This is a genomic window from Tritonibacter litoralis, from assembly GCF_009496005.1.
Taxonomy (GTDB): domain Bacteria; phylum Pseudomonadota; class Alphaproteobacteria; order Rhodobacterales; family Rhodobacteraceae; genus Epibacterium; species Epibacterium litoralis.
In genome coordinates this window covers 148,823-170,897 of the sequence record NZ_WIBF01000003.1, presented here as the reverse complement: position 1 = coordinate 170,897, position 22,075 = coordinate 148,823, and the positions used below count along the sequence as shown (strand labels likewise).

Annotated in this window: 22 protein-coding genes; 8 read left to right on the top strand and 14 right to left on the bottom strand. The window is 56.2% G+C overall.

Annotated features, from left to right (window positions below; all coding sequences use genetic code 11):
• Window positions 1–4: 4 nt before the first annotated feature.
• Both rho and GFB49_RS07090 read right to left on the bottom strand, forming a co-directional pair.
• A complete protein-coding gene (gene rho, locus GFB49_RS07095; RefSeq protein WP_153215160.1) occupies window positions 5–1,276 on the bottom strand; it encodes a transcription termination factor Rho in 1,272 nt (423 codons plus the stop codon).
• 125 nt (window positions 1,277–1,401) lie between these two features.
• Complete coding sequence (locus GFB49_RS07090) at window positions 1,402–1,857, bottom strand: CopD family protein (protein ID WP_153215159.1); 456 nt, start codon at window positions 1,855–1,857, stop codon at window positions 1,402–1,404.
• 407 nt (window positions 1,858–2,264) lie between these two features.
• Here GFB49_RS07090 and GFB49_RS07085 point away from each other — a divergent pair, with 407 nt between their 5' ends.
• From GFB49_RS07085 to dnaQ, 4 genes are read left to right on the top strand one after another with little or no spacing between them, the layout of a single operon-like run.
• On the top strand, window positions 2,265–2,864 hold the full coding sequence (locus tag GFB49_RS07085) for a Maf family protein (protein ID WP_153215158.1): 600 nt from the start codon (window positions 2,265–2,267) through the stop codon (window positions 2,862–2,864).
• Entirely contained in the window at window positions 2,861–3,694 is an 834-nt protein-coding gene (locus GFB49_RS07080) for a shikimate dehydrogenase (protein ID WP_153215157.1), read from the top strand. The genes GFB49_RS07085 and GFB49_RS07080 overlap by 4 nt, the downstream gene beginning before the upstream one ends.
• Entirely contained in the window at window positions 3,691–4,284 is a 594-nt protein-coding gene (coaE, locus tag GFB49_RS07075) for a dephospho-CoA kinase (protein ID WP_153215156.1), read from the top strand. Before GFB49_RS07080 ends, coaE begins: the two co-directional genes overlap by 4 nt.
• On the top strand, window positions 4,277–5,005 hold the full coding sequence (gene dnaQ, locus GFB49_RS07070; RefSeq protein WP_153215155.1) for a DNA polymerase III subunit epsilon: 729 nt from the start codon (window positions 4,277–4,279) through the stop codon (window positions 5,003–5,005). The genes coaE and dnaQ overlap by 8 nt, the downstream gene beginning before the upstream one ends.
• A gap of 49 nt (window positions 5,006–5,054) precedes the next feature.
• Here dnaQ and secB read toward each other — a convergent pair whose 3' ends face one another.
• Window positions 5,055–5,549, bottom strand: coding sequence for a protein-export chaperone SecB (secB, locus tag GFB49_RS07065; protein WP_153215154.1), 495 nt, complete (start codon window positions 5,547–5,549; stop codon window positions 5,055–5,057).
• An 86-nt stretch (window positions 5,550–5,635) separates the two neighbouring features.
• A complete protein-coding gene (locus GFB49_RS07060) occupies window positions 5,636–6,139 on the bottom strand; it encodes an FxsA family protein (protein WP_153215153.1) in 504 nt (167 codons plus the stop codon).
• 113 nt (window positions 6,140–6,252) lie between these two features.
• On the opposite strand from GFB49_RS07060, the gene GFB49_RS07055 reads away from it, so the two are divergent.
• The 3 genes from GFB49_RS07055 to GFB49_RS07045 are packed head-to-tail and all read left to right on the top strand — an operon-like array spanning window position 6,253 to window position 8,551.
• The gene (locus GFB49_RS07055; RefSeq protein ID WP_153215152.1) at window positions 6,253–6,909 is read left to right on the top strand and encodes a Tim44/TimA family putative adaptor protein; all 657 of its coding nucleotides are present in this window, start codon (window positions 6,253–6,255) and stop codon (window positions 6,907–6,909) included.
• A complete protein-coding gene (mltA, locus tag GFB49_RS07050) occupies window positions 6,906–7,964 on the top strand; it encodes a murein transglycosylase A (RefSeq protein WP_153215151.1) in 1,059 nt (352 codons plus the stop codon). The genes GFB49_RS07055 and mltA overlap by 4 nt, the downstream gene beginning before the upstream one ends.
• Window positions 7,964–8,551 (top strand): Smr/MutS family protein, encoded by a 588-nt coding sequence (locus GFB49_RS07045; RefSeq protein WP_153215150.1) that lies wholly within the window; start codon window positions 7,964–7,966, stop codon window positions 8,549–8,551. Before mltA ends, GFB49_RS07045 begins: the two co-directional genes overlap by 1 nt.
• Window positions 8,552–8,555: 4 nt before the next feature.
• On the opposite strand, the gene GFB49_RS07040 is transcribed toward GFB49_RS07045, so the two are convergent.
• The 4 genes from GFB49_RS07040 to hslV form a co-directional block, all read right to left on the bottom strand.
• Window positions 8,556–9,665, bottom strand: a complete 1,110-nt coding sequence (locus GFB49_RS07040) for an alpha/beta hydrolase (RefSeq protein WP_153215149.1) — start codon at window positions 9,663–9,665, stop codon at window positions 8,556–8,558.
• Between the two features lie 82 nt (window positions 9,666–9,747).
• The gene (gene hslU / locus GFB49_RS07035) at window positions 9,748–11,058 is read right to left on the bottom strand and encodes an ATP-dependent protease ATPase subunit HslU (protein ID WP_153215148.1); all 1,311 of its coding nucleotides are present in this window, start codon (window positions 11,056–11,058) and stop codon (window positions 9,748–9,750) included.
• A gap of 12 nt (window positions 11,059–11,070) precedes the next feature.
• On the bottom strand, window positions 11,071–12,135 hold the full coding sequence (locus GFB49_RS07030) for a hypothetical protein (protein ID WP_153215147.1): 1,065 nt from the start codon (window positions 12,133–12,135) through the stop codon (window positions 11,071–11,073).
• A complete protein-coding gene (hslV, locus tag GFB49_RS07025; protein ID WP_153215146.1) occupies window positions 12,132–12,689 on the bottom strand; it encodes an ATP-dependent protease subunit HslV in 558 nt (185 codons plus the stop codon). Before hslV ends, GFB49_RS07030 begins: the two co-directional genes overlap by 4 nt.
• Before the next feature lie 245 nt (window positions 12,690–12,934).
• On the opposite strand from hslV, the gene GFB49_RS07020 reads away from it, so the two are divergent.
• Window positions 12,935–13,129, top strand: a complete 195-nt coding sequence (locus tag GFB49_RS07020) for a DUF1127 domain-containing protein (RefSeq protein ID WP_153215145.1) — start codon at window positions 12,935–12,937, stop codon at window positions 13,127–13,129.
• A 134-nt stretch (window positions 13,130–13,263) separates the two neighbouring features.
• Here GFB49_RS07020 and trxA read toward each other — a convergent pair whose 3' ends face one another.
• The 6 genes from trxA to tsaE form a co-directional block, all read right to left on the bottom strand.
• Entirely contained in the window at window positions 13,264–13,584 is a 321-nt protein-coding gene (gene trxA / locus GFB49_RS07015; RefSeq protein ID WP_153215144.1) for a thioredoxin, read from the bottom strand.
• Window positions 13,585–13,645: 61 nt separating this feature from the next.
• A complete protein-coding gene (addA, locus tag GFB49_RS07010; RefSeq protein WP_153215143.1) occupies window positions 13,646–16,990 on the bottom strand; it encodes a double-strand break repair helicase AddA in 3,345 nt (1,114 codons plus the stop codon).
• Window positions 16,987–19,911 carry a double-strand break repair protein AddB gene (addB, locus tag GFB49_RS07005; protein ID WP_153215142.1) on the bottom strand — a complete coding sequence of 975 codons (2,925 nt, stop codon included), beginning with the start codon at window positions 19,909–19,911 and terminating at the stop codon, window positions 16,987–16,989. Before addB ends, addA begins: the two co-directional genes overlap by 4 nt.
• Entirely contained in the window at window positions 19,904–20,590 is a 687-nt protein-coding gene (locus tag GFB49_RS07000) for a nucleotidyltransferase family protein (RefSeq protein ID WP_246149646.1), read from the bottom strand. Before GFB49_RS07000 ends, addB begins: the two co-directional genes overlap by 8 nt.
• Complete coding sequence (locus GFB49_RS06995) at window positions 20,587–21,585, bottom strand: aminoglycoside phosphotransferase family protein (RefSeq protein ID WP_153215141.1); 999 nt, start codon at window positions 21,583–21,585, stop codon at window positions 20,587–20,589. The genes GFB49_RS07000 and GFB49_RS06995 overlap by 4 nt, the downstream gene beginning before the upstream one ends.
• Complete coding sequence (tsaE, locus tag GFB49_RS06990) at window positions 21,578–22,057, bottom strand: tRNA (adenosine(37)-N6)-threonylcarbamoyltransferase complex ATPase subunit type 1 TsaE (protein ID WP_153215140.1); 480 nt, start codon at window positions 22,055–22,057, stop codon at window positions 21,578–21,580. Before tsaE ends, GFB49_RS06995 begins: the two co-directional genes overlap by 8 nt.
• Window positions 22,058–22,075: the final 18 nt, after the last annotated feature.

Here is a 22,075-nt window from a genome sequence, read left to right as displayed (position 1 = left end):
GTGGTTAGGTGTTCATCGAGTCGAAGAACTCGCCATTGGATTTGGTTTGCTTCAGCTTGGACAACAGGAATTCAATCGCGTCTGTGGTGCCCATCGGGTTCAAGATCCGGCGCAGCACAAATGTCTTGGCCAGATCGCCTTTGTCGACCAACAGGTCCTCTTTGCGGGTGCCGGATTTAAGGATGTCGATCGCCGGGAACACGCGCTTGTCTGCGATCTTACGATCCAGAACAATCTCAGAGTTACCGGTGCCTTTGAACTCTTCAAAGATGACTTCATCCATCCGCGAGCCGGTGTCGATCAACGCAGTTGCGATAATTGTGAGCGAGCCGCCCTCTTCGATGTTCCGCGCCGCACCAAAGAAACGCTTGGGGCGTTGCAGGGCGTTTGCATCCACACCACCGGTCAGAACTTTACCAGATGAAGGCACGACGGTGTTGAAGGCTCTACCAAGTCTTGTGATAGAGTCGAGCAGAATAACAACATCTCGCTTATGTTCCACCAGACGTTTGGCTTTTTCGATGACCATCTCGGACACGGCAACGTGGCGTGCAGCCGGCTCGTCAAAGGTGGAGGACACAACCTCACCCTTTACGGAACGCTGCATGTCGGTCACCTCTTCCGGGCGTTCGTCTATCAACAGAACGATCAGATAACACTCAGGGTGGTTCTGCTCGATCGAGTGCGCGATGTTCTGCAGCAGAACCGTCTTACCGGTCCGCGGGGGCGCCACGATCAGCGAACGCTGGCCTTTACCAATCGGTGCCACCAGATCAATCACACGGGCAGAGCGATCTTTGACCGTCGGATCCTCGATCTCCATCTTCAGACGTTCGTCTGGGTACAGAGGAGTCAGGTTGTCAAACGCAATCTTATGACGCGCCTTCTCGGGCTCTTCAAAATTGATCATCGTCACTTTGATCAGAGCAAAGTAACGTTCGTTTTCCAGCGGCGCTTTGATCTGCCCCTCAACCGTGTCGCCGGTACGTAGGGAATATTGGCGGATCATGTCTGGGGAAACATAAATGTCATCAGGACCCGGCAGATAGTTCGCCTCAGGAGAACGCAGAAATCCAAAACCATCCTGCATCACTTCCAGAACGCCATCACCACCGATCTCCCAGCCTTCATCTGCGCGTTCCCGCAGAATCTGGAACATCATCTCACCTTTGCGCATGGTGGAGGCGTTTTCGATCTCTAGCTCTTCGGCCATCGCCAACAGCGCTTTGGGGCTTTTTGCCTTGAGATCAGAAAGATTAAGAGCTTGCACGGTCATTAATACACGGCCTCTGTGCCCATGTGAGATGGGGCGTTCGTATGAAGTCAATGGAAGAAACGGAATCCCGGACGGGTCCGCGACGCCTTACATAGGCGTTTGCCGAAGGTGAGTCAAACGGGCTGTTAAAATTTAAAGATCACCGAGACGACAATCACCACCATCAGCAACGTCGGGACCTCGTTCATCATGCGGTACTGTCGGCCAGTCACTGTGTTCTTCTCAGCTTTAAAGTCGCGATGGCGGTACATCAGCCAATGATGGAACCATGTCATTGCAATCACGCTCAACCCCTTAGTCCAAGGCCATACAGCGCTCCAATCGACGATCCCGGGGGTGAACACCATAAAAAGGCCTGCGACCCATGTCACAACGCTTGCAGGGCCCATAATCACCTTCAGAAGCTTCTCCTCCATGATCAGAAACACAGGTTTGCATTCTGTCACGGTTTCGCCGTGTTCAACGTGATACACAAACAGACGGGGAAGATAGAACAGACCTGCCATCCAGCTGATCACTGCCATGATGTGAAGCGACTTGGCATATGGGTAGAGGGTGAACATCAGATCAGTCAGATCCATGTCTCGTCTTTCCTGGTTCGGACCCCCCTTAAATATAATTATATATTTAAGAAGGATGATGTTTTTGTAGTGCAGGTCAATTTCCGTGGATTATCGAGTCCCGCACTGGATTATCCCCACTTGGGATAAAATGACAGCGTGACAGGTTGTCCAGATGTGAATCCTTTCTTAACGCCTTAAAATAAAGGTTATTAAGGTTCCGTTTACCAAGGTTAAACTGGGGATAAAGTCTGGAGGAATCGCCGGCAACGTATTTATCCACGAGATTTGAGTTATCCTCATCCACGCGGGGCGAATCTGCCGGCAAAAGCGTGAGATTTTCGACTTTATTCACCACTTGCGGCGCGCTGGGAATTCCATACAAACCATCAGAAATTCATATCCGTCTTGTTCAGGGGGTTTTCCACATGTCTGCCCACATCATTCTGGCGTCCGGCTCTGAAATCCGGGCCCAATTGCTGCGAAATGCGGGGATAGACCCATATATTGTGTCACCTCGTGTGGATGAGGACACAATAAAGGTCTCTTTGCTGGCTGAGGGTGCACCACCGCGCGATATCGCAGATGCGCTGGCAGAAGCGAAAGCGCGCAAAGTAAGTGGCAAACATCCCGGAAGCCTTGTGTTGGGGTGTGATCAAGTTCTCGACTTTGACGGAGAGATCCTGTCCAAGCCGAAATCGGCAGAAGATGCGCTGGCTCAGTTGAAGCGTATGCGGGGCAAACGACACATGTTGCTGTCAGCGGCGGTGATCTACCGCGATGGCGAGCCTATCTGGCGTCATGTGGGGCAGGTGCGCTTGTTCATGCGGATGAGCTCGGACGCTTATCTGGAGGATTATGTGAGCCGCAACTGGGACAGTATTCAGCATGCGGTGGGTGCTTACAAATTGGAAGAGGAAGGCGTGCGCCTCTTCACAAACATCGAGGGCAGCTACTTTAATGTCTTGGGTTTGCCATTGATCGAACTTATCAATTATCTCGGACTGCAGGGAGCAATCGAACAATGAGCCTACCGAAAATACCCCTGGCCGGCGTTATCGGCAGCCCCATTGCGCATTCCAAGTCGCCGCAGCTTCATGGCCACTGGCTCAAGACCTATGACATCGCAGGACACTATATTCCGCTGCATGTCGAACCTGCTGATTTAGAGAATGTTGTGCGCCAGATGCCGAAGATGGGGTTTGTCGGCGCTAATGTGACCATCCCGCACAAAGAGGCCGTGATGGCCATTGCGGATCAGATTACCGACCGTGCAACCTTGATGGGTGCGGCAAACACGCTGATTTTTCGTCCCGATGGCAAGATCATGGCGGATAACACGGATGGCTATGGTTTCATCAATAACCTCAAAGAGGGTGCGCCGGATTGGCAGCCTGCGTCCGGGCCGGCTGTGGTGCTTGGCGCCGGTGGTGCGTGTCGTGCCGTTATCGCCGCGCTCATTGAAGCCGGCGTCGAAGACATTATTCTGACCAACCGCACCCGTGATCGGGCCGAACAATTGCGCAGCGATTTCGGCCAAAAAGTGCGCGTCGTGGATTGGGTCCAAGCGCCCAATGTGCTGGAAGAGGGCAAGCTGGTCGTCAACACCACCTCATTGGGTATGGCCGGCAAATCCCGGTTGCGGATCCCATTGGATGGTCTGCGCCCGGACGCTGTTGTGACAGATCTCATCTATACACCGTTGGAAACGGATCTGTTGAAATATGCGGACAGTGTCGGCTGCACCACTGTTGATGGTTTGGGCATGTTGATCCACCAAGCGGTTCCGGGGTTTGAACGTTGGTTCGGCACAAGACCCGAAGTGACCGAAGAGACCCGCGCGGCAATACTGGCATGAGTTTTCACCTCGGCCTGACCGGCTCTATTGGGATGGGCAAAAGCACAACGGCGCAGATGTTTGCCGACCGGGGCTGCGCCATTTGGAATGCAGATGCCGCGGTTCATCGCCTGTATGGCAAGGACGGCGCAGCCGTTGCGTCCATAACCGCTCTGTTTCCCGAAGCCGTTCAGGACGGCACTGTTGATCGGGCAGCCTTACGGGAAATGATCGCAAAAGATCCAACTGCCCTGCCCCGGATCGAAGCCATTGTGCATCCCTTGGTTCAACAGGACCGTGCGGTGTTTAAGGCCACAGAAAACGCTGATGTTCTGGTCTTTGACATCCCATTGCTATTTGAAACCGGCGCAGAGGATGAGATGGATGCGGTCGCCTGTGTCTTTGTTAATGCTGCGGAGCAACGTCGCCGGGTCTTGGAACGTGGAACCATGACACCGCTTCAGTTCGAACAGATCCTTGCGAAACAGATGCCCATTGCGGAAAAACTGGCGCGGGCCGAGTATCACATCGAAACAGATACATTGGATCATGCCGCCGCGCAGGTGGATCAGATCCTGGAAGAGATTCAAAAAAGGATGCGCGATGCGTGAGATTGTGCTCGACACGGAGACCACCGGGTTTGACCCTGAATCCGGCGACCGGATTGTTGAAATCGGTGCAGTTGAGCTGTTGAATCATATGCCAACGGGTGAGACGTTTCACGTTTATATCAACCCGGAACGCTCGATGCCGGCCGAAGCCTTTGGTGTTCATGGCATTGGTCCCGACCTGTTGGAGCCGCCACAACAGCCCGAACCAGGGCAGGTGATCCTGCGCGACAAACCTGTTTTTGCCAAAGTGGGCCAACAGTTTCTGGATTTTGTTCGCGACAGCAAAATGGTCATTCACAACGCCAGCTTTGACATGAAGTTCCTCAATGCCGAGCTCCGTTGGATGGGTTTGCCGACCCTGCCCAATGATCAGGCGCTTGATACGCTGGCGATGGCGCGTCGCAAATTTCCGGGCTCGCCGGCGACGCTGGATGCCCTGTGTCGTCGGTTTGGGATAGATAACTCAAACCGTACCTTGCACGGGGCGCTGTTGGACTCTGAGATTCTGGCAGACGTTTATCTGGAACTGATCGGAGGGCGGCAACCGGATTTTGGATTGGCCTCTGTCGAAGGCAATTCAGAAACGCAAATTTCTGACGACTGGCGGCCAACTGCACGGCCAAATCCCCTACCCTCACGGCTGACAGCGGCTGAAAAAGAAGCGCATGACGCTTTTGTTGAAAAAATGGGGGATGAAGCTTTGTGGAAGGTGCTGAACTAAAAACGCCGCCCCTCGGGGACGGCGTTTCAAATTGCTTGACCAGAAGCGCTTAGGCTTGCGGAACCGGAGCTTCGGACGCGGCCTGACGGCGCGCCAGCTCGTTGCGATAGATTGCAACAAAATCGATGTTGTCCAGGTTCAGCGGCGGGAAGCCACCATCGCGCGTAACGTCCGAGACGATGCGACGCAGGAACGGGAACAGCATGCGTGGGCATTCGATCAACAGGAACGGGTGCAGTTGATCCTCTGGGATGCCTTCGATGTGGAAGATGCCAACATATTCCAGCTCCAGAACAAACAGCATGCCTTCGCCGCCCTTGTTCTTGGATTCAACGGTCAGCTTGGTGATGACTTCGAACTGGTTGTCCACGGAACGCTTTTTGGCGTCCAGCGCGACTTGTACGTTCACGTCGGGTTGAACCTCACCGGCAACACCCTTTTGCGCCATAACGTTTTCGAACGACATGTCGCGGATGAACTGGCCCAAAATCTTCATTTGGACCTGCGGTTGCTGAGGGGCTTCTGCAGCGCCATTTTCAGCCATGGGTAGTCTCCTAGAAATATGATCGCGACGTGCTTATCAGCTTGCACGTGTTACCACAACGGCTGCCTAAATTTGTCATTCATTCGTTACTTTGGCCCCTCCACCCATTTTGATGGTTTGTCAGATGGCTTGCTGGGTTTTACCTCGTGAAACTCTCCATCAATGGTGTCTCCTGACGGGTCTTGTTGACGCGGATGGGTGAAACCGTGGGTTTGCTGCGTAGTGCCCATATGGAACTGTGCAACAATGACGCGGGCCCGCAGGTAGTTGAAAACAGCAATCCGGATGCGTGGCACCAACAAGGAAAAACCAACGGCGTCCGTAAAAAATCCCGGCGTCAGCAGCAAAGCCCCCGCAAAAAGGATCATGGCCCCATGCGCCAAAGGTTCTGTTGGATCAGACAGATGCTGGAACGAACTGCGCAGTTGACCCAACGCCAATTGACCTTGGTTGCGAACCAGCCAAGTGCCCAAAATTGCTGTCAGAACCACAATCAACAGCGTCGGTATCAACCCAATGGCGCTGCCAACCTGTATAAACAGTGCAATTTCGATGATTGGCACCAGAACGAAGGCCAAAAAGAGATACATCACGGTTTCCTTGTATCGTACTTGGGACGGTAGACTTGTTTCCCTTGCTCACCTACATAAGATCAGAACCGCAAGGTTTCAAACAAAGCACGAACGCCCCGCATGAGGTATAAATGGACAATCCCGTGATTTCTCTTTTGATTCTGGCAGGTATCGCCATTTTTCTGATTTTGCGTTTGAAAAGTGTTTTGGGGACCCGTGATGGGTTTGAAAAACCACGGATGCCGGAACCGACCACTCGTCGCACAGCGCAGGATCTGGAAGTGATCGAAGGCGGCCCGGACAGCGACATCACCGATCATGTGGCAGCTGACAGCGCCCAGGCACGGGCTTTGGCAGCCATGAAACGGGTTGAACCAGGTTTCAGCGTCAGCGAATTCGTCCAAGGTGCCCGTGGCGCCTATGAGATGATTCTGATGGGATTTGAAAACGGTGAACTCACGCAGATCCAGCCGTTCCTGACCGAAGAGATCTATGACAGCTTTGTCGATGCGGTTGCCGCACGCGAAGATCAGGGTCTGACCATCGAAGCCAACTTTATCGGCGTTCGGGAAACGACGCTAGTGAATGCCACGTATGACGAAAGCTCCTCGACCGCTGAAGTGACCATGCGGTTTGTGGGTGAGCTGACCTCGGTTGTGCGCAACAGCGAAGGTGAGATCGTCGAAGGCGACAGCAAGACAGTCAAGAAACAAAAAGACACTTGGGTCTTTGCCCGCAACATGGGTGCAGATGATCCGAACTGGCAATTGGTCGCCACAGACGCATGATGACTGCGCTCCGACATGCATTGGGCCTTTCGGCCCTGTGTTGCGCTGCATTTGGCGCAGGCGGAGCGGCATCCCAATCTGAAACGACAGTCACGATGATGTCCTTTGACCAGCTGGATGGCTGGGCAGAGGATGATCATGATCTGGCCTTTCAGGCCTTTATGGAGACATGTCCCGATCTGGATGACCCGGATTGGAGCTCGCTTTGTGCCCTTGCACAGTCCCAGCCCCAAGGCTCAGCACGGGCGTTTTTTGAATTGTTCTTCCGCCCGGTGATGATTGAAGATGGCAAAAAGGCGCTGTTTACGGGCTATTTTGAACCAGAGCTTTCCGGGTCAAAATACCCAACGGATCGCTATCGCTACCCGGTTTATCGCCTGCCGCCAGAGGCGCGTGGAAATGGGCAATGGTTGCCGCGTCGGCAAATCCTGACCAGTGGAGTGATGGCCGGGCGCGGTCTGGAGATCGCCTGGGTGGATGACCCGGTTGAACTGTTTTTCCTTCAGATCCAAGGGTCCGGTCGTATCCGCCTGCCCAATGGCGCGGTCATTCGGGTGGGGTATGGGGGGGCCAACGGGCATGAATACCGGTCCATTGGCCAAGAGCTGGTGCGACGCGGGGTATTCAACGCCCATCAAGTCAGCGCACAGGTGATCAAGAACTGGGTGCGTCGAAACCCGGCCGCCGGACGCGAGCTGCTGTTTCACAACCCGTCCTATGTGTTCTTCCGCGAGGTGAACCAAGTTCATGCCTCCAAGGGGCCGCTTGGGGCGATGAACCGCTCCGTGACGCCAATGCGCAGTATCGCCGTCGACCCTGCCTTTACCCCATTGGGTGCGCCTGTGTGGGTGGAAAAAGACGGAGCCTCACAGATGCGGCAGTTGATGATCGCCCAAGATACGGGATCTGCGATCAAAGGTGCGCAACGGGCCGATATCTTCTTTGGCACCGGGGACGCGGCAGGTCAGGCTGCAGGCCAGCTGCGTGATCCAGGACGCATGTATGTGTTGTTGCCGATCCAACGGGCCTATGCGCTGTTACCGGAAGACCTCTGATGACCCGCCGCAAGCTGACAGATGACGAGATCGACCTTTGGAAAAAGGTCGTCAAACAGACCGAGCGGATGCATCCGGAAAAGGTGCAGAACGGCCATGTCACGCCGCTTCCAAAACCCAAGCCCAAAAAACCAGTACCCTTTCGACCTGAGACGTTCGAGATCGGTGCAAACGCAAAACCAAGCGCGCGGGCCAATGATCTGAAACCCTCGATTGGGAGCTCTTTGGCCAATCGCGGTGTGCAGATGGATGAGAAGGCCTATCGCAGGATGAAACGCGGTCGGCTGCGCCCCGAAGGGAAGCTGGATCTGCATGGAATGCGGATTGATACCGCCCACCCTGCCCTGACCCGATTTATTCTGTCTGCACAGGCTTCGGGAAAACGTCTGGTGCTTGTGATTACCGGCAAGGGCAAAGATCGCGACGAGCCCGGCCCCATGCCGGTGCCGCGAGGGGTGTTGCGCCACAAGGTTCCCCAATGGCTCGCCCTGCCCCCATTGGCACAGGCCGTATTGCAGGTCACCCAAGCGCATATCTCACATGGTGGCGAAGGTGCTTATTATGTCTATCTGCGTCGCACGCGGTAATGACCTATTGCGCCGGAGCCTCTTCCAACTGAACCCGCACGGCACCGCCTTCTTGGGAGAACCTGCCCGGCAAAAGACGCGCCAGATCTATACTCCGCTCCTCTATGGAATCCGCCTCTATCTGCAAGCGCTTCAATAGGGAAATCAACGTTGGCGAGTTCGCCGCTGGGAAATGGTTGAGGTCGCGACTGCTTTTCAGACCTGATGTATCAATGACCTGCACGGGCAGGTCCTCCAGTCGATCCAAGGAGCTGATATTGCCCAGTCGCGCGCGCGTGCGGGTGCCGCGAATACGTTGTGAAATCCCCAAAGCCCGGTCCCTGCTGTTTGCAAAAATCACAAAGGGCTGCGGCAATTTTTTGAAACGGCTGACTTGTTGACGAAACACATCCACGTCGAGATCAGGCGACATCAGCACCACGCCTGCCAGGTTATTTGCACTCCATCCCGGTGTGCCGATTTCGATCTGGCGCAGGGCTTCCATGGTCAATTGAGTCCCCAAGGAATGCGCGACCACGATCACTGGACGACCGGTGGCTTCGCGCGTCTTTCGCAGTAGTCGTTCCAGACCATCACGCGCAAACAGGGCGCTGTCTTCGTCATATGCATATCCCAAGGCAGCGCCACGGCTGGGCCAAGCATAAAAGATCATGGCACCGGGGATTTCAATGTCATGTTTCAACTGCGCTGTGCGAAACGCCGCCTCTCCAAAGGTGTTGTTGAACCCATGGACAAAGATCGTCACCTCCCGCTGATACGGCGGCACGGTCTTTAGGCTGTCTTTGATACTGCGCGCAAAGCTTTGCGGGCTGTGAAAGGTCTGACCCGTCAGCACAAAATCCGTTTCAGGGTTCGGATCACCGCCACCCAATGGCAAGGTACCACTTAGGCGGTTCGCTGGAACCGAAACTTCAAGCTCTAAAAGGCGGATGTCAGGAGATCGATGAAAGTCAAAGCTGGTTCCGTCAAAACGCCGCGTTGTTGCGCCAAACACCACCTCTTGGTGACCGATTTCAGCCGCTTCGGGCACAATGGGTGCAGCATTTCGGTCTTGGGCACAGGCGGCAAGGAGCAAAACCGCAATTGAAAGTAGCGCACCGGGAACTTTAGGCATCACCCAACCTTAAATATGTATTTTGGCGACAGGCTATCCGCGCTGCCGCCAAAGTCCAGTCTTTAACAATCCTTTGGCCCTGTCAGAGCACGTATCGGCTCAGATCGCCGGACGTTGCAAGATCCGCAAGGTTGTCGCCGACAAACTTCGCGTTCACCACTACTTTCTCTCCGCCACGGTCAGGCGCGTTAAAGGACAGCTCCTCAAACACCCGCTCCATCACGGTATAAAGCCTGCGCGCGCCGATATTCTCGACCGATTGATTGACCTCTGCCGCCATTTTGGCCAAGGCGGCGATGCCGTCTTCGGTAAAGCTCACGTCAACGCTTTCGGTGTTCATCAGCGCTGTGTATTGCCGGGTCAGCGCATTGTCCGTCTCGGTCAGGATACGGATGAAATCCGCCTCGGTGAGGGCACGCAGGTTGACGCGGATGGGCAGTCGGCCTTGCAGTTCCGGCAACAAGTCTGACGGTTTGGCCACGTGGAACGCACCGGATGCAATAAACAGGATGTGGTCCGTTTTGATTGGGCCATGTTTGGTGCTGACGGTTGTTCCTTCGATCAATGGTAGCAGATCACGCTGGACACCTTCGCGGCTGACATCGCCCCCGCGGGCATCTGATCGGGCACAAACCTTGTCGATTTCATCCAGGAACACGATGCCGTTTTGTTCAACGGACTCCATCGCGGTGCGGGTGACGGTTTCATCATCCAAAAGCTTGTCGGCCTCTTCCTCGATCAGCACGTCATAGCTTTGAGAGACTGTCAGCTTTTTGCGAACAGTGCGTCCACCCATGGCTTTGCCAAATAGATCGCCCAGGTTCATCATACCTGCGCCGGCACCCGGTTGGCCGGGAATTTCGAACATGTTGCCCATCGGGTTGGACGTATCGGCCACGTCCAGTTCGATAATGGTGTCGTCCAGCTCGCCCGCGATCAGCTTTTTGCGAAACATAGTTAGCGTTGCTTCACGCGCGCCTTCGCCGGCGATGGCCGCCAGAACGCGGTCTTCGGCTGCTTTATGCGCCTTGGTACGCACGTCTTCGCGCATATGTTCGCGGGTTTGCAGGATTGCGGCATCGACAAGATCACGCACAATCTGTTCCACATCGCGGCCGACGTAACCAACTTCGGTAAACTTGGTGGCCTCAACTTTGATAAACGGCGCACGGGCCAGTTTCGCCAGTCGCCGTGAGATTTCGGTTTTGCCAACACCGGTGGGGCCGATCATCAGGATGTTTTTGGGAAACACTTCATCGCGGATGTCATCTGGCAACATTTTCCGACGCCAGCGGTCGCGCAAAGCAACGGCGACGGCCCGTTTGGCCTCTTTCTGGCCAATGATAAAACGATCCAGTTCCGAGACAATTTCCCGAGGCGTGAGGTCAGTCATGATGTACCTTGATCAGTAAGAGGGGGGCAGCCGGTCGATCGGCAGAACACCCGAAACAAGAGAGAGAAGCTTTGCCCGAATAGCGGTCCAAAACGCGCCAAGACCAACGAGAAACACACCCAACAGCAACACGATTGTTGCAGCGCCCTGCCCTTCAAAAACAGTAGCGGCTAGGGTCACGATATACCCAATTGCCGCAATCAGGAAGGATCGCCGGTCGATCACAATGGCCACTACCGCAAAAAGAACGAGAATGCAGAGCAGCAGGAGGTTCGACATCGCCGTATCCGCTTCGAGCAGAGACAAAGCGATTGTGTTCACCAAAGCTGGCGCTGCGACCACATGCAGCCAAAACCCTTGGGCCGAACGGCGGGTGACCCGATGCGGATCGCTGAGGTCAAACCACATGGCAACGGCAAAGACGCCTGCTCCAATCAGCAAGGTGATCCAGGCAAAGGGGCCATTGGCGGACAATAGAAACAGGTCCGTGAATTCGGCCGGAACGCCGGCCTGAATACCGCCCAAAAGGATGGCCAAGCTGAAGATACCAAAGGCGATCAGCGCCATGGCAAACGGCACTTTGAATCGTAGCCAAAAGACAAAGATTGCCAGAGTGGAGAGGAACAGGGGTAGCGTCAGGCTGCTGTAGTCTTGCTGAGCCACCATAAACGGCGACGCCAGCCACGCGTTCAGGCCGGCACCTGAATTGGCGGCAAACATAACCGACAATGCAATTGCCGGTGCTACCATTCTGCGTTTGCGGATGAAATATTCGGACAGGCCCCACAACACCGCTGCTGCCAGAATTGCCGAAATCATAACCTGGCCTGTGACGTCGCCAATCTGGCCAATCAAGGCAATGCTGTTCACGCCAATCCAGCCCGACGCAAGGATACAAAGGCCAATGACGATGAAAATCTCATTGAAGCCCTTGAACAGCTCAAAAGGTTCGTCACCAGCGGCGAGATCCTGACGTGCGCCGCTTCGGGTTTCTGCCAAAGCTTTGAGTGAGGCCGCCTGTGCTTCACTGAGCAGACCAGAGCCAACGGCTGCGCGAAGGTCGTCAGGACCAATCATTTCTGGATACTTTCGACCGTGAGGTTTCCATTTGTATACACACAGATGTCCGCTGCGATCGCCATTGCCGCGCGGGCGACCTCTTCGGCGGTTTTGTCGCTGTCCATCATGGCGCGCGCAGCTGCCAATGCATAGTTTCCGCCTGATCCAATGGCCGCCACATTGTGTTCAGGTTCCAAAACATCACCAGCACCTGTGATGACAAAGAGATCCGCACCGTCAGTAACGATCAGCATCGCTTCCAGCTTTTGCAGATATTTGTCGGTGCGCCAATCCTTGGCCAATTCCACACTTGCGCGGGCCAGCTGACCGGGTGTGGCTTCCAATTTGGCTTCAAGGCGCTCCAACAGGGTGAATGCATCCGCGGTTGAGCCTGCAAAGCCGGCCACAACGTCATATCCACCGGGGGACAAACGGCGCACTTTGCGGGCTGTGCCTTTGATCACGGTCTGTCCCAGCGACACCTGACCGTCGCCGGCGATGACAATCTCATCACCTTTTTTGACCCCGATAATCGTGGTGCCGTGCCAGCCTGGAAATTCCGTGTCAGCCATTTTTCTCTCCACTCTTCTTGCCCACTATATGGATTCACATGACAGCGGGCACAAGGGTGGCCGGTTTTTGTCGCTTTCTCACGTTGCGTGTCGCTTCCATGTCAAGAGTTTACAAACTGCTCATCAGATATGCACTACGTGCAAATCCGGCCTGAAATATGAGCAATTGTGAGACTCAGACCGCAGGCATAAGTAAAGCCTTACAACCGACATGGGGTCGGCTGTTTCATTTAAGGATCTGCGCAATGGCAATCACTGCAAACACCCATGCGCCGCTCGGGGCAGTCTCTATTCTCCGTGTGGTGGACCAAATTCTCGCGGCCAAGAAGGCCGTTGTACGCTGGAACGAAAAACGCATGACGCGTGACCAGCTGTCTCGTTTGACCAATGAGCAATTGGAAGACATCGGTCTGACCCGTTACGAAGTCCACAACATCTAAAGCTGGGTTTCCCGCTTTAAAAAGGACGCAGCCGCCGGTTTCCGGCGGCTTTTCTTTTGCCTGATGGTCAGCGGGTTCAAAAAAAGGCGCCCATCCGGCGCCCTTTAAATCTCTATTGGTCTGTTTGACAGCGATCAGATCGCTTCGTCGATCCAACTTTGCAGTGCCGCTTTGGGAGCCGCGCCAGCGCGGTTGGATACAACCTGGCCGTCTTTGAAGATAAACAGCGCTGGGATGCCGCGCACACCCATTGCAGCTGCTGCATTTGGGTTGCTGTCGACATCGACCTTGGCGATTTTGACCTTATCGCCATATTCGGCCGCCAGCTCTTCAAGCGCCGGGCCAATCTGCTTACACGGGCCGCACCATTCGGCCCAAAAATCTACTACTACGGGTACGTCCGAATTCTTGACCTCTGCGTCAAAGGTCGCGTCGGTTACGGCAACGGTGGACATCAAACTGTCTCCTGAGTGTTTGGCAACTGGACTCGGAACCTAGGTAGCGCTGTGTCCTACGTCAAGGTTCCAGACGCTGGAAGTAAGAGTGTGACACAAGATCGTGTGGCAATTCCATATATTCGGCGGTTGCCGTCCACAGGATCCCCGTTTGAATGGGTCGGTCAGGATAGATCTGCGCCAATGCCAGCGCATAGGCCCCCATTTGCCGCAATAGACCAAGCGGGCAGGCCTGTGCCGTGCTGGGCACCACAACGTTGGATTTGAAATCAACGGCGACAATCCGGTCCTCCAGTACGATCAGCCGATCGATAACCCCATGCAAACGTTGTTCATCCAAAGTGGCCGAGATCGGGACTTCGGCGAGGGTCGTATCCGCAAAGATCCAATCAAGCGCCGGGGTGGAAATCACACGTGCGGCCTCTTCATAAATCTCGCTGTCCGGGGCGATGCCGTGGTTTGTCGCAATGTCATGCCAATTGGATTTGGGATGTCGGGGCAAATGCTCAAGCAGCAGATGCAATTGTGTTCCGCGCGCTTTTGCGGCGTCTTCGTCGCGACCTTGCTCACCTGGCAATGCTTTGGCACCACCCAGATCCGATGGGCTGAGCGTGGCAGGTGGTGCGACATACTCGGGGGCGGGACGGGTAAAGACCGGGGGCAGGGCGGTCTCGGGCGTCACAGGCATTTCCACGTCAACCCGCTCAAGCCCGTCCCAATCCCCGTGGCTCAGTCGCAGACCAAGGTCAGGATCATTGCGTTTGACTGCCCCACGCGCCAGCGCGGCGTGTTCGATCATTTGATACCAGCTGTCCCCATCGCTTGCTAAATCGCCGGCAGAGGCAACGATCAGCCATTTTTCAGCCCGCGTCAGCGCCACATAGAGCAGGCGCAACCGCTCGTTGGTGAGCTTTTCCAGCTTGTGATCGCGGGCCGTCAGCATCGTGGGCGGCATCTGATCCTTGGGCAGTTTCCATAGGGGCGTGCCGTCCGCCAGGATAATCTCATCATCGCGGGGCGCGCGGCGTTTGGCGGTGTCCGGCAGGATCACAATTGGTGCTTCCAATCCTTTGGAGCCATGCACTGACATCACCCGGATCATATTGCCGGCCGCACCCATCTGCCGTTTGATTTCCAGATCGTCGGCCTGCATCCAAACCAGAAACCCGGTGAGGCTTGGAATTTCGGATCGTTCATAGGCCAAAGCTTGCGACAAAAGGGCGTTGATCCCGTCTTCGGCCTCAGCCCCGAGTCGGCCCAACAACTGCCGGCGGCCATTGTGCCGCGTCAGGATGCGTTCGATCAGATCGAAGGGGCGCAGAAAATCGGTATTGTCCCGCAGGTCATTTAACACCGCCATGGTTTCGGGGAAGGCATCCGCACGGTCTCGCAGAGCGGTCCACAAATGCGGTGAACTGCGCCGGTGCGACAGATCAAACAACGCCTGTTCGGTCCAACCAAACAAAGGGGACCGCAAAGCAGCGGCCAGCGACAATGAGTCCTCTGGCGTGGCGAGGAAAGACAACAGGGCTGCGATGTCCTTGACGGCCAGCTCCGCGCCGACTTTTAACCGGTCCGCGCCGGCAATTGGCAAACGCGCCGCTTTACAGGCACGGATGATTTCCGAAAACAATTCGGATCGACGCTGCACCAAGATCAGAAAATCACCGGGCTGAACCCGCCTGCGTTGGAAGGTGCCGCGTTCTGGACCGTCACAGGGCAATGTCTCGCCAGTGTCGATCATGCGCTTTATTTCATGCGCGATTTTCTCAGCCAGCAGAACCGTGTGGTGGCGTTTACTGGGGCGGTCGACGGGGTCGGTCCAATGGCGGTTGTCCTCGTCGTCAACCTTTTCGATTGCAGGCCAAATATCCACGCGCCCCGGAAGATCCGATTTAAAGGCGCGGTGCAGCGCATCCTTATGAAATCCTGCGTTTGGGCTGTCTTTGAAAATCTCATCCACCAGACCCAAAATTGCGGCTGATGAGCGGAACGAATACTCAAGTGATGTTGTATAGAGCCTGTTACCAACCTCAGACAGTCGATTTCCGAACTCTTCCCTCATGCGCAGGAATGCATCTGGATCGGCCCCTTGGAAGGAGTAAATCGACTGTTTCATATCGCCGACGACAAAAATCGTGCGTTCGACCTGGGACCGCGCGCCTTCGCCGGCGGTGAATTCCTGCGCCAGCTTTTCCACAACATCCCATTGTACCGGGCTGGTATCCTGGGCCTCATCCACCAGAATATGATCGATGCCGCCGTCCAGACGATACAAAACCCAGGCCGCGACGGCCTGATCGTTCAAAAGCCCGCGTGCCTTTAGCACCAGATCATCAAAATCGAGCCAGCCGCGCAACTGTTTGCGGCGCTCATACTCCGGCAGAAACACTGCGGCGAAACGGTGTAGAAGTGCGGATTTGTCAACTGCGTCCAGCGCCAAGCGGTTGGCGCGCGCCTCTTCCACCCGACGCATAAACGGTTCGATCCGATCCATCAGGTCCGGGTGGTCTTTTTGTAGTTTCTTGGTTGGGAAGCTGCCAATTTTGGCGGAGAATGGCGTTTTGGCCGCAGCGCCTGTCAAAAAAACAGATTCCAATACTGGCAAATCGCCAAGGGTAGGATCGCCAATGCTGTTCAGCTTGGCCGCGGCTTTCTGATCATTTGCACCACCGGTCGCCAGGACCACCCGCAGGCGCTGCAACAGATCCCCTTCGTCCCCTAGAAACACCGAAGCCCGCAGGGCAGTGTGGTCAAACCCCTCTGGCAGGTCAAACAGCGCGCATAGATCCGTGCGCCCCAAAGGCGCTTCAAAATGCTCGCGTTGTTGCGCAACCGCGCTGGTCAGGGTGGCAAAATCACTGTCGGCAACATGAAAAGCCAGCGCATCGATGAGCTCGCCCTGTGTTTGGGCCAGATCTTCGACAATCTCGGTCTGCAACAAGGCGATCGAGCGGTCTTCCATCTCGCTAAACTGTGGGCTGACACCAGCCTCCAGCGGGAATCGTCGCAAAAGTGCTGCACAAAACGAGTGGATCGTCTGGATCTTCAAACCGCCGGGGGTTTCGATGGCGCGGGCAAACAGGGTACGCGCCTGGGCCAGCTCTTGGTCTTGGTCGATCAGCTCCACACCCAGATCCAACAGCGCATCCATCAGTTTCGGATCCGGCAGCATGGCCCATTCACCCAGACGTTTGAACAGACGGTTTTGCATCTCGCTGGCGGCGGCTTTGGTATAGGTCAGGCAAAGGATGTGTTGCGGTTGCACACCTTTGAGCAGCAGCCGCGCCACCCGATCTGTCAGCACTTTGGTCTTGCCAGAGCCGGCATTGGCGGAGAGCCAGGTGGAGGCATCGGGGCGCGCGGCGCGAAACTGCGCCTCGGATGCGGCGTTGCGTGCGCTCATAACAGATCCTCCGGCGTGGGGTCGGTGCTGCGATCCCATTCACCATAGCGCGCCAAGTGGTCGTAGTCGCCCAATTGGTCGTCCTTGTGCATCATACTTCGGCTCGAATACCCTTGGTTAGGGTCGAAGTAAGCACTGATCAACTCTTTCAGCTCGTCCCAGACCTGATCTGGTGGATCGCTGTCCAACGGGGCGGTCACTTCTTTTAAGGTGTTGCCAAGACCCAGGAAGGCAGCGCTTTGAACCTCACCGGGGCCAAGGGCTTCAAAGCCACCTTGTTCAACCAAGGCAGCCTCGATCAGCAGTTGTTTGTCGAATTTCTTTTGCATGGCCACGGTGGGTGGAGCCCCGGTTTTATAGTCAAACAGATGCAGCATGCCCCGCGCATCACGGTCAATACGGTCGGCGCGGCAGGTCAAGGTGAAATCCAAGGGATCCAAACGCGCGTGACCTTCGCCTTCGAACAAGGCAGGCGTGGCGCGCTGTTGCCGGTTTTGTTCGCCCTCAACAAAGGCCCGCGCAATGCGGCGAATCCGGGACATCCACAGGCTGCGGGCGACGGGCCAGGGTACATGGGCCTCCAGCTCTTTTAGGGCGGTTTCGATCAGAACCTCTGGCGAGAGCGCTGTGTCATCCGCAAGCGTTTGTTTCACAAACAGCTCAAACACCCGGTGCAGCACAATCCCGCGTAACAGGGCGTCAGGTTCTTGCACCAACGGGTTCAACGGTTTTAAGCGCAGCACATGTTTGGCGTAGATCGCATAAGGATCCCGGATCAGCCGCGGGATTTCTGTCACCGACAGTTTGCGCGGTCGCGCAGAAACAGGAGGACGGGGGGAGGGGCGTCCAGCGGGTGCAATTGGTGTGGGTTTCTCCAATGCCCGCGCCCAGTCAAGCCAGGTTTGACCCCGCCTGCGCATGGCATCCAGCTGCGCAGGCCCTTGTTGTTCAGGAAGGCCCGACAACAGGTTCGTCATCCGGTTTAGCCAGCGCGAAGGAACAGTGTCTGCCTCATCCGTGCGTTTGGCGCGGGTCAGCCAGACTTCAGCGCCGGCGATGGCCTGTTGGAAATCATGGGCGGCCAGGCCGATACGGCGTTCCGGTAGCAACAAACCTGCCTGGCTGCGCATTTGTCGATTGAGCCAGGGATCGGGGCTGGCGGCTTCGGGCCAGCTGCCCTCGTTCAAGCCACCAAGGATCAGAAGATCCGCGCCTTGAACCCGAGCCTCGAGCGTGCCCCAGATCATGATCGATCCATAAGGCGCGTCGCGGTCGCGCACTTCATCCTGGGACAAGAGCGCGCCAAGAAGATCGCCAAAATCACGGGCCGACAGATCGCCGCCGTGATGGGCCTCACCCTCCAATTCCTCGACAATCCGAAGGGCTTCGCGGCCGGCTTTCTGGTCCCACAACCCGCCGCTTGCATCAGGCGCTTGTGGACCCGCTGCAATGGTCTCCGCCAGGATACGCAGACGGATCATCCAATCCGACAAAGGCAACGTATGTGCAACAACTTGGGCGTCAAAACAATGGGACAGCCAATCGATCCAGCCGGGAGTCAGGTCGCGTGCGGTGCCAAAACGTGTGAAACTTGCACCATCCGGAAATGGCGGGCCATTTCGGCGGATGTGTAGTTCCAGATCACGGGTGTGCAGCAGATGTTTGCCCCGCTCTGCGCCGCTGTGGGTCAGCGGGTGTTTCAGCAAGGTCAGCAGTTGGTCCGAGGTCAGCGTCCGCGAAAACAGCCTGGCCACATGGCGCAAGAACCGGCCTGGAGGTGTAAGCTGCAGGGGCACACCCGCCGAGTCGTCCGGCAGGATGTCCCATTGATCCAAGGCTGAGGCGACCTGACGTGTCAGCATCCGATCAGGTGTGATCAACGCCGCTGTCTGGCCGTCTTCGGCTGCTTGGCGCAAACGCAAAGCAATGGCAAGTGCTTCGGCTCGGGGGCCGTCGGCCTCTACCAATGTCAGATGTTCTGTCGCGGTTCCCAGGTCCTGCAACTTGGGTCCTTCGCGCATCCAAGCATCGGTGACAGGCGCGGGCCGCAGTGCCAGCGAAATGAGGCGGTTGCGGGCCGGGGCGGCTGGTTGGTCTGATGACCAGGGGGTTACATCTCCTGAAGACATCTCCAGATCGCGCAGGATCTTGTGGAACCGGTACTGCGGGTGATCCTCGGACGTGAGGGGATTGTCGAGCTCGGCCCAGACCGCATCTGGTTGGTCAAAGTCAAAGCCCGGTAAAATGACCGCGCCTTGGGGCAACTGTGCGATGGCTTTCATCAGCATCAATGTGGTGCCGCGTGAGCCGGTAGAGCCGGCCAGGATGATGGGATGTTGGGGTGGGGTGTCCTGCCAACGGGCGATCAAATCGGTGACAAGCTGACGTTGGCGCGCTTCTTTGTCCATGGCGTCATCATGTAACGCCACCAGCTGATCTGCGATGCCAATAAAGCTTTGGGCGCGCGCCCAGTGGCCTGATTGGTCCGTGACGTCCAAGTCCCGGATCACATCGGTTGAAACACCTTCGCCCTGCATTTCATCCATCAGACCCGCAAGACTGTCCGCCAGATCATAAAGCGAAGCGCGCGAGGCAAGATCCGGCTGCGTGTCCAACAGTTTGCTAACCAGCTGCGTCAGCTCCAGTCGGCGGCGCAAGGCTGGAATGGCGGGCGGCAGCGGTGATCCGGCAGTGAGACCGCCGAGCAACGTCAAACGAGGCAACAACACAGCCGGCCCCGCGTCAAACAGTTGGCGCACCCGGCGGGTCATACGGGTGGTGTTCAAAATGACTTCGCAGCGTGCCAAAGCGTCAGGAGGCAAGCCGGTGCTGCGGGTCAACAGCCCATTGACCAGCGCTTTTGGGAAATCAACACCGCAGGGCACGCCAAAAAGACGTGGGGTGGTTGTGTCTTTAAACATCAGTGGCGATCAAATTCTCTGCCAGAGGAATGCTTTCGGCGCGACCGACATCGCACCATTTTCCGGGATATTGCGCGCAATACAGCCGGTTGTCATGGTTCAGCTTGTCCCAGACCAGGTTCAGGGAAAACACGTCCTCGGCGATGTCTTTTACAGTCGAGGTTTTGATGATCTGCACGCCGCCATACACCATAGAGCCGCCCCGTGTTGGGCGGCCACCGTCAGAGAGCGTGAAATCACCGGGACCGATACGTCCAATGGTTTGGTCTTTTGGAATGCACAACAGCAGCGCATCCATTTTGTCAGGGTCCCAGGCCTCAGCCACCATATTCAATGGGTTTGGACCCCGCCAGATCACGTCGGGGTTGATCGTCACCACGGTATCCGAGTCAATGAGCGGCAATGCGCGGCGCAACCCACCCCCGGTGTCGAGGATGTTAGGGAATTCATGGCTGATCAGCACGCCTTTGGGCTCCAGATAATCCTGGATCTGATCGGCCAGATAATGGGCGTTGGCGACAACCCGTTCGGCGGGAAAATCTGCGATCAGATCCAGCGCAAAATCCACCATGGGCCGCCCGGCCACAGGGACCAAAGGTTTGGGGCAATCCATCGTCAAAGGACCCATTCGGGTGCCAAAGCCTGCGGCAAAGATCATGACAGGGCAGGCGAGGCTCATGGTTTTAGCTTTCTCAACACATCTTCGGTTGGTGTAGGCACCGTCTCGCGCAAAACGGCCCGGAATTCGGTAAATTCAGGCCGGGTCAGACCACGTTCGATATAGGCCCAGACCCGAGGGATAAAGTCCACATAATGAGGTTTACCGAGTTTGGTCGCCAAGCGCGCAAAAACTCCGACAATTCTCAGGTTTCGCTGCAGGCCAAGCGCCCAGTAGGCCGCATGAAAAGCCTGCGCGTCCAATCCGGTGGCATTCAAGTAATGCGCGATCATCGTCGCTTCGGTATCGGGTGCTACATCGCGGCGCGCGTCCTGCAGCATCGACACTAGATCATAGGCCGGGTGCCCTGCGACCGCGTCTTGGAAATCGAGCATCCCAACCCGAGCAACGCCGTTGCGATCTGGCAACCACAAGAGGTTCTCGGCATGGTAATCGCGTTGCGCCAAGACCGAAGGCGGACCAACGTAACGTTGCAACAGGTCGGTCAAGGCGCGGTCAAAAAGGTTCTGCGCCTGATCCACGGGCCCGGGTGCCACGGTCTGGCGGTACTCCGAAAACACAGGATCACACACCTTTACCATTGTGTCCGGTCCATAATCCGGCAGATCATCCGGCAGCGGGCAGTTATGCAACGTCACAAGCGCGTCGACCGCCGCGCGGTACAACTCACCTTCACAAGCCGGGGTGGCTTCTATCACCTCTTTAAAGCGGTCGTTTCCCAGATCCTCAAGCACTAGAAACCCCTGTTCCACCTGGCGGGCCAGGATCTTGGGCGCGCTGAACCCGTGGTTCAGAAGATGTTCCGCAATACGGATAAAGGGACGTACATCTTCGCCGCGTTCAGGGGCGGCATCCATCAAAATGGCGGTTTTACCTGGCAGATAAAGCCGATCGTACCGCCGGTTGGAGGCATCGCCGGTCATCGCCTCGATCTGCGCTGTGGCCCAGTCGGTCGTATTCAAAAACGCCCGTTTTAGCGCGCTGCGATCAGTCATGGGTAATCCGTTCCATCAGGGGTGACCATTTGGGGTCGCTCCAGTTAAAAGTCACCGTCCGGGCGTCCTCGGCGGTGTCTGACAATTCAATGGTCAGATGCAGCGCGTTTTGCGGCGCGACATCCTCCAGTTTTTTCGGCCATTCGACCAGCGAGATGGCCGTGTCAAAAGCGTCAACCAACCCAAGTTCAAACACTTCATCCAACGTGCTCAGCCGATACAGATCGCTGTGCCAGATCTCACACTCCGGCCCGTCATAAGTCTGCACCAGCGTAAAAGTGGGCGAGGGGATGTCTTCGGGCGAGGTGAGGAGGGATCGGATAAAACTACGGGCGAAATGGCTTTTGCCCGCGCCGATGATACCCTCCAACAAAAGGCAATCGCCAGCCGATACATCGCTGGCGATCATCTCGGCCAGATTGGCCATGTCGTCGGGGCTTTGGATGGCAACAGAGAATGTAAAACCAGTCATGGCGCTAAAATGGCCGTG

Excerpts from the sequence above, each read along its gene's own strand:
- dnaQ (WP_153215155.1), top strand. The coding sequence starts at position 4,277 with ATGCGTGAGATTGTGCTCGACACGGAGACCACCGGGTTTGACCCTGAA.
- mltA (WP_153215151.1), top strand. The coding sequence starts at position 6,906 with ATGATGACTGCGCTCCGACATGCATTGGGCCTTTCGGCCCTGTGTTGC.
- GFB49_RS07060 (WP_153215153.1), bottom strand. The coding sequence starts at position 6,139 with ATGTATCTCTTTTTGGCCTTCGTTCTGGTGCCAATCATCGAAATTGCA.
- trxA (WP_153215144.1), bottom strand. The coding sequence starts at position 13,584 with ATGTCCACCGTTGCCGTAACCGACGCGACCTTTGACGCAGAGGTCAAG.
- secB (WP_153215154.1), bottom strand. The coding sequence starts at position 5,549 with ATGGCTGAAAATGGCGCTGCAGAAGCCCCTCAGCAACCGCAGGTCCAA.
- addB (WP_153215142.1), bottom strand. The coding sequence starts at position 19,911 with ATGTTTAAAGACACAACCACCCCACGTCTTTTTGGCGTGCCCTGCGGT.
- hslU (WP_153215148.1), bottom strand. The coding sequence starts at position 11,058 with ATGACTGACCTCACGCCTCGGGAAATTGTCTCGGAACTGGATCGTTTT.
- GFB49_RS07045 (WP_153215150.1), top strand. The coding sequence starts at position 7,964 with ATGACCCGCCGCAAGCTGACAGATGACGAGATCGACCTTTGGAAAAAG.
- GFB49_RS07000 (WP_246149646.1), bottom strand. The coding sequence starts at position 20,590 with ATGAGCCTCGCCTGCCCTGTCATGATCTTTGCCGCAGGCTTTGGCACC.
- tsaE (WP_153215140.1), bottom strand. The coding sequence starts at position 22,057 with ATGACTGGTTTTACATTCTCTGTTGCCATCCAAAGCCCCGACGACATG.
- GFB49_RS07020 (WP_153215145.1), top strand. The coding sequence starts at position 12,935 with ATGGCAATCACTGCAAACACCCATGCGCCGCTCGGGGCAGTCTCTATT.
- addA (WP_153215143.1), bottom strand. The coding sequence starts at position 16,990 with ATGAGCGCACGCAACGCCGCATCCGAGGCGCAGTTTCGCGCCGCGCGC.
- GFB49_RS07040 (WP_153215149.1), bottom strand. The coding sequence starts at position 9,665 with ATGCCTAAAGTTCCCGGTGCGCTACTTTCAATTGCGGTTTTGCTCCTT.
- GFB49_RS07080 (WP_153215157.1), top strand. The coding sequence starts at position 2,861 with ATGAGCCTACCGAAAATACCCCTGGCCGGCGTTATCGGCAGCCCCATT.
- GFB49_RS07090 (WP_153215159.1), bottom strand. The coding sequence starts at position 1,857 with ATGGATCTGACTGATCTGATGTTCACCCTCTACCCATATGCCAAGTCG.
- GFB49_RS07030 (WP_153215147.1), bottom strand. The coding sequence starts at position 12,135 with ATGATTGGTCCTGACGACCTTCGCGCAGCCGTTGGCTCTGGTCTGCTC.
- GFB49_RS07085 (WP_153215158.1), top strand. The coding sequence starts at position 2,265 with ATGTCTGCCCACATCATTCTGGCGTCCGGCTCTGAAATCCGGGCCCAA.
- hslV (WP_153215146.1), bottom strand. The coding sequence starts at position 12,689 with ATGGCTGACACGGAATTTCCAGGCTGGCACGGCACCACGATTATCGGG.
- coaE (WP_153215156.1), top strand. The coding sequence starts at position 3,691 with ATGAGTTTTCACCTCGGCCTGACCGGCTCTATTGGGATGGGCAAAAGC.
- rho (WP_153215160.1), bottom strand. The coding sequence starts at position 1,276 with ATGACCGTGCAAGCTCTTAATCTTTCTGATCTCAAGGCAAAAAGCCCC.
- GFB49_RS06995 (WP_153215141.1), bottom strand. The coding sequence starts at position 21,585 with ATGACTGATCGCAGCGCGCTAAAACGGGCGTTTTTGAATACGACCGAC.
- GFB49_RS07055 (WP_153215152.1), top strand. The coding sequence starts at position 6,253 with ATGGACAATCCCGTGATTTCTCTTTTGATTCTGGCAGGTATCGCCATT.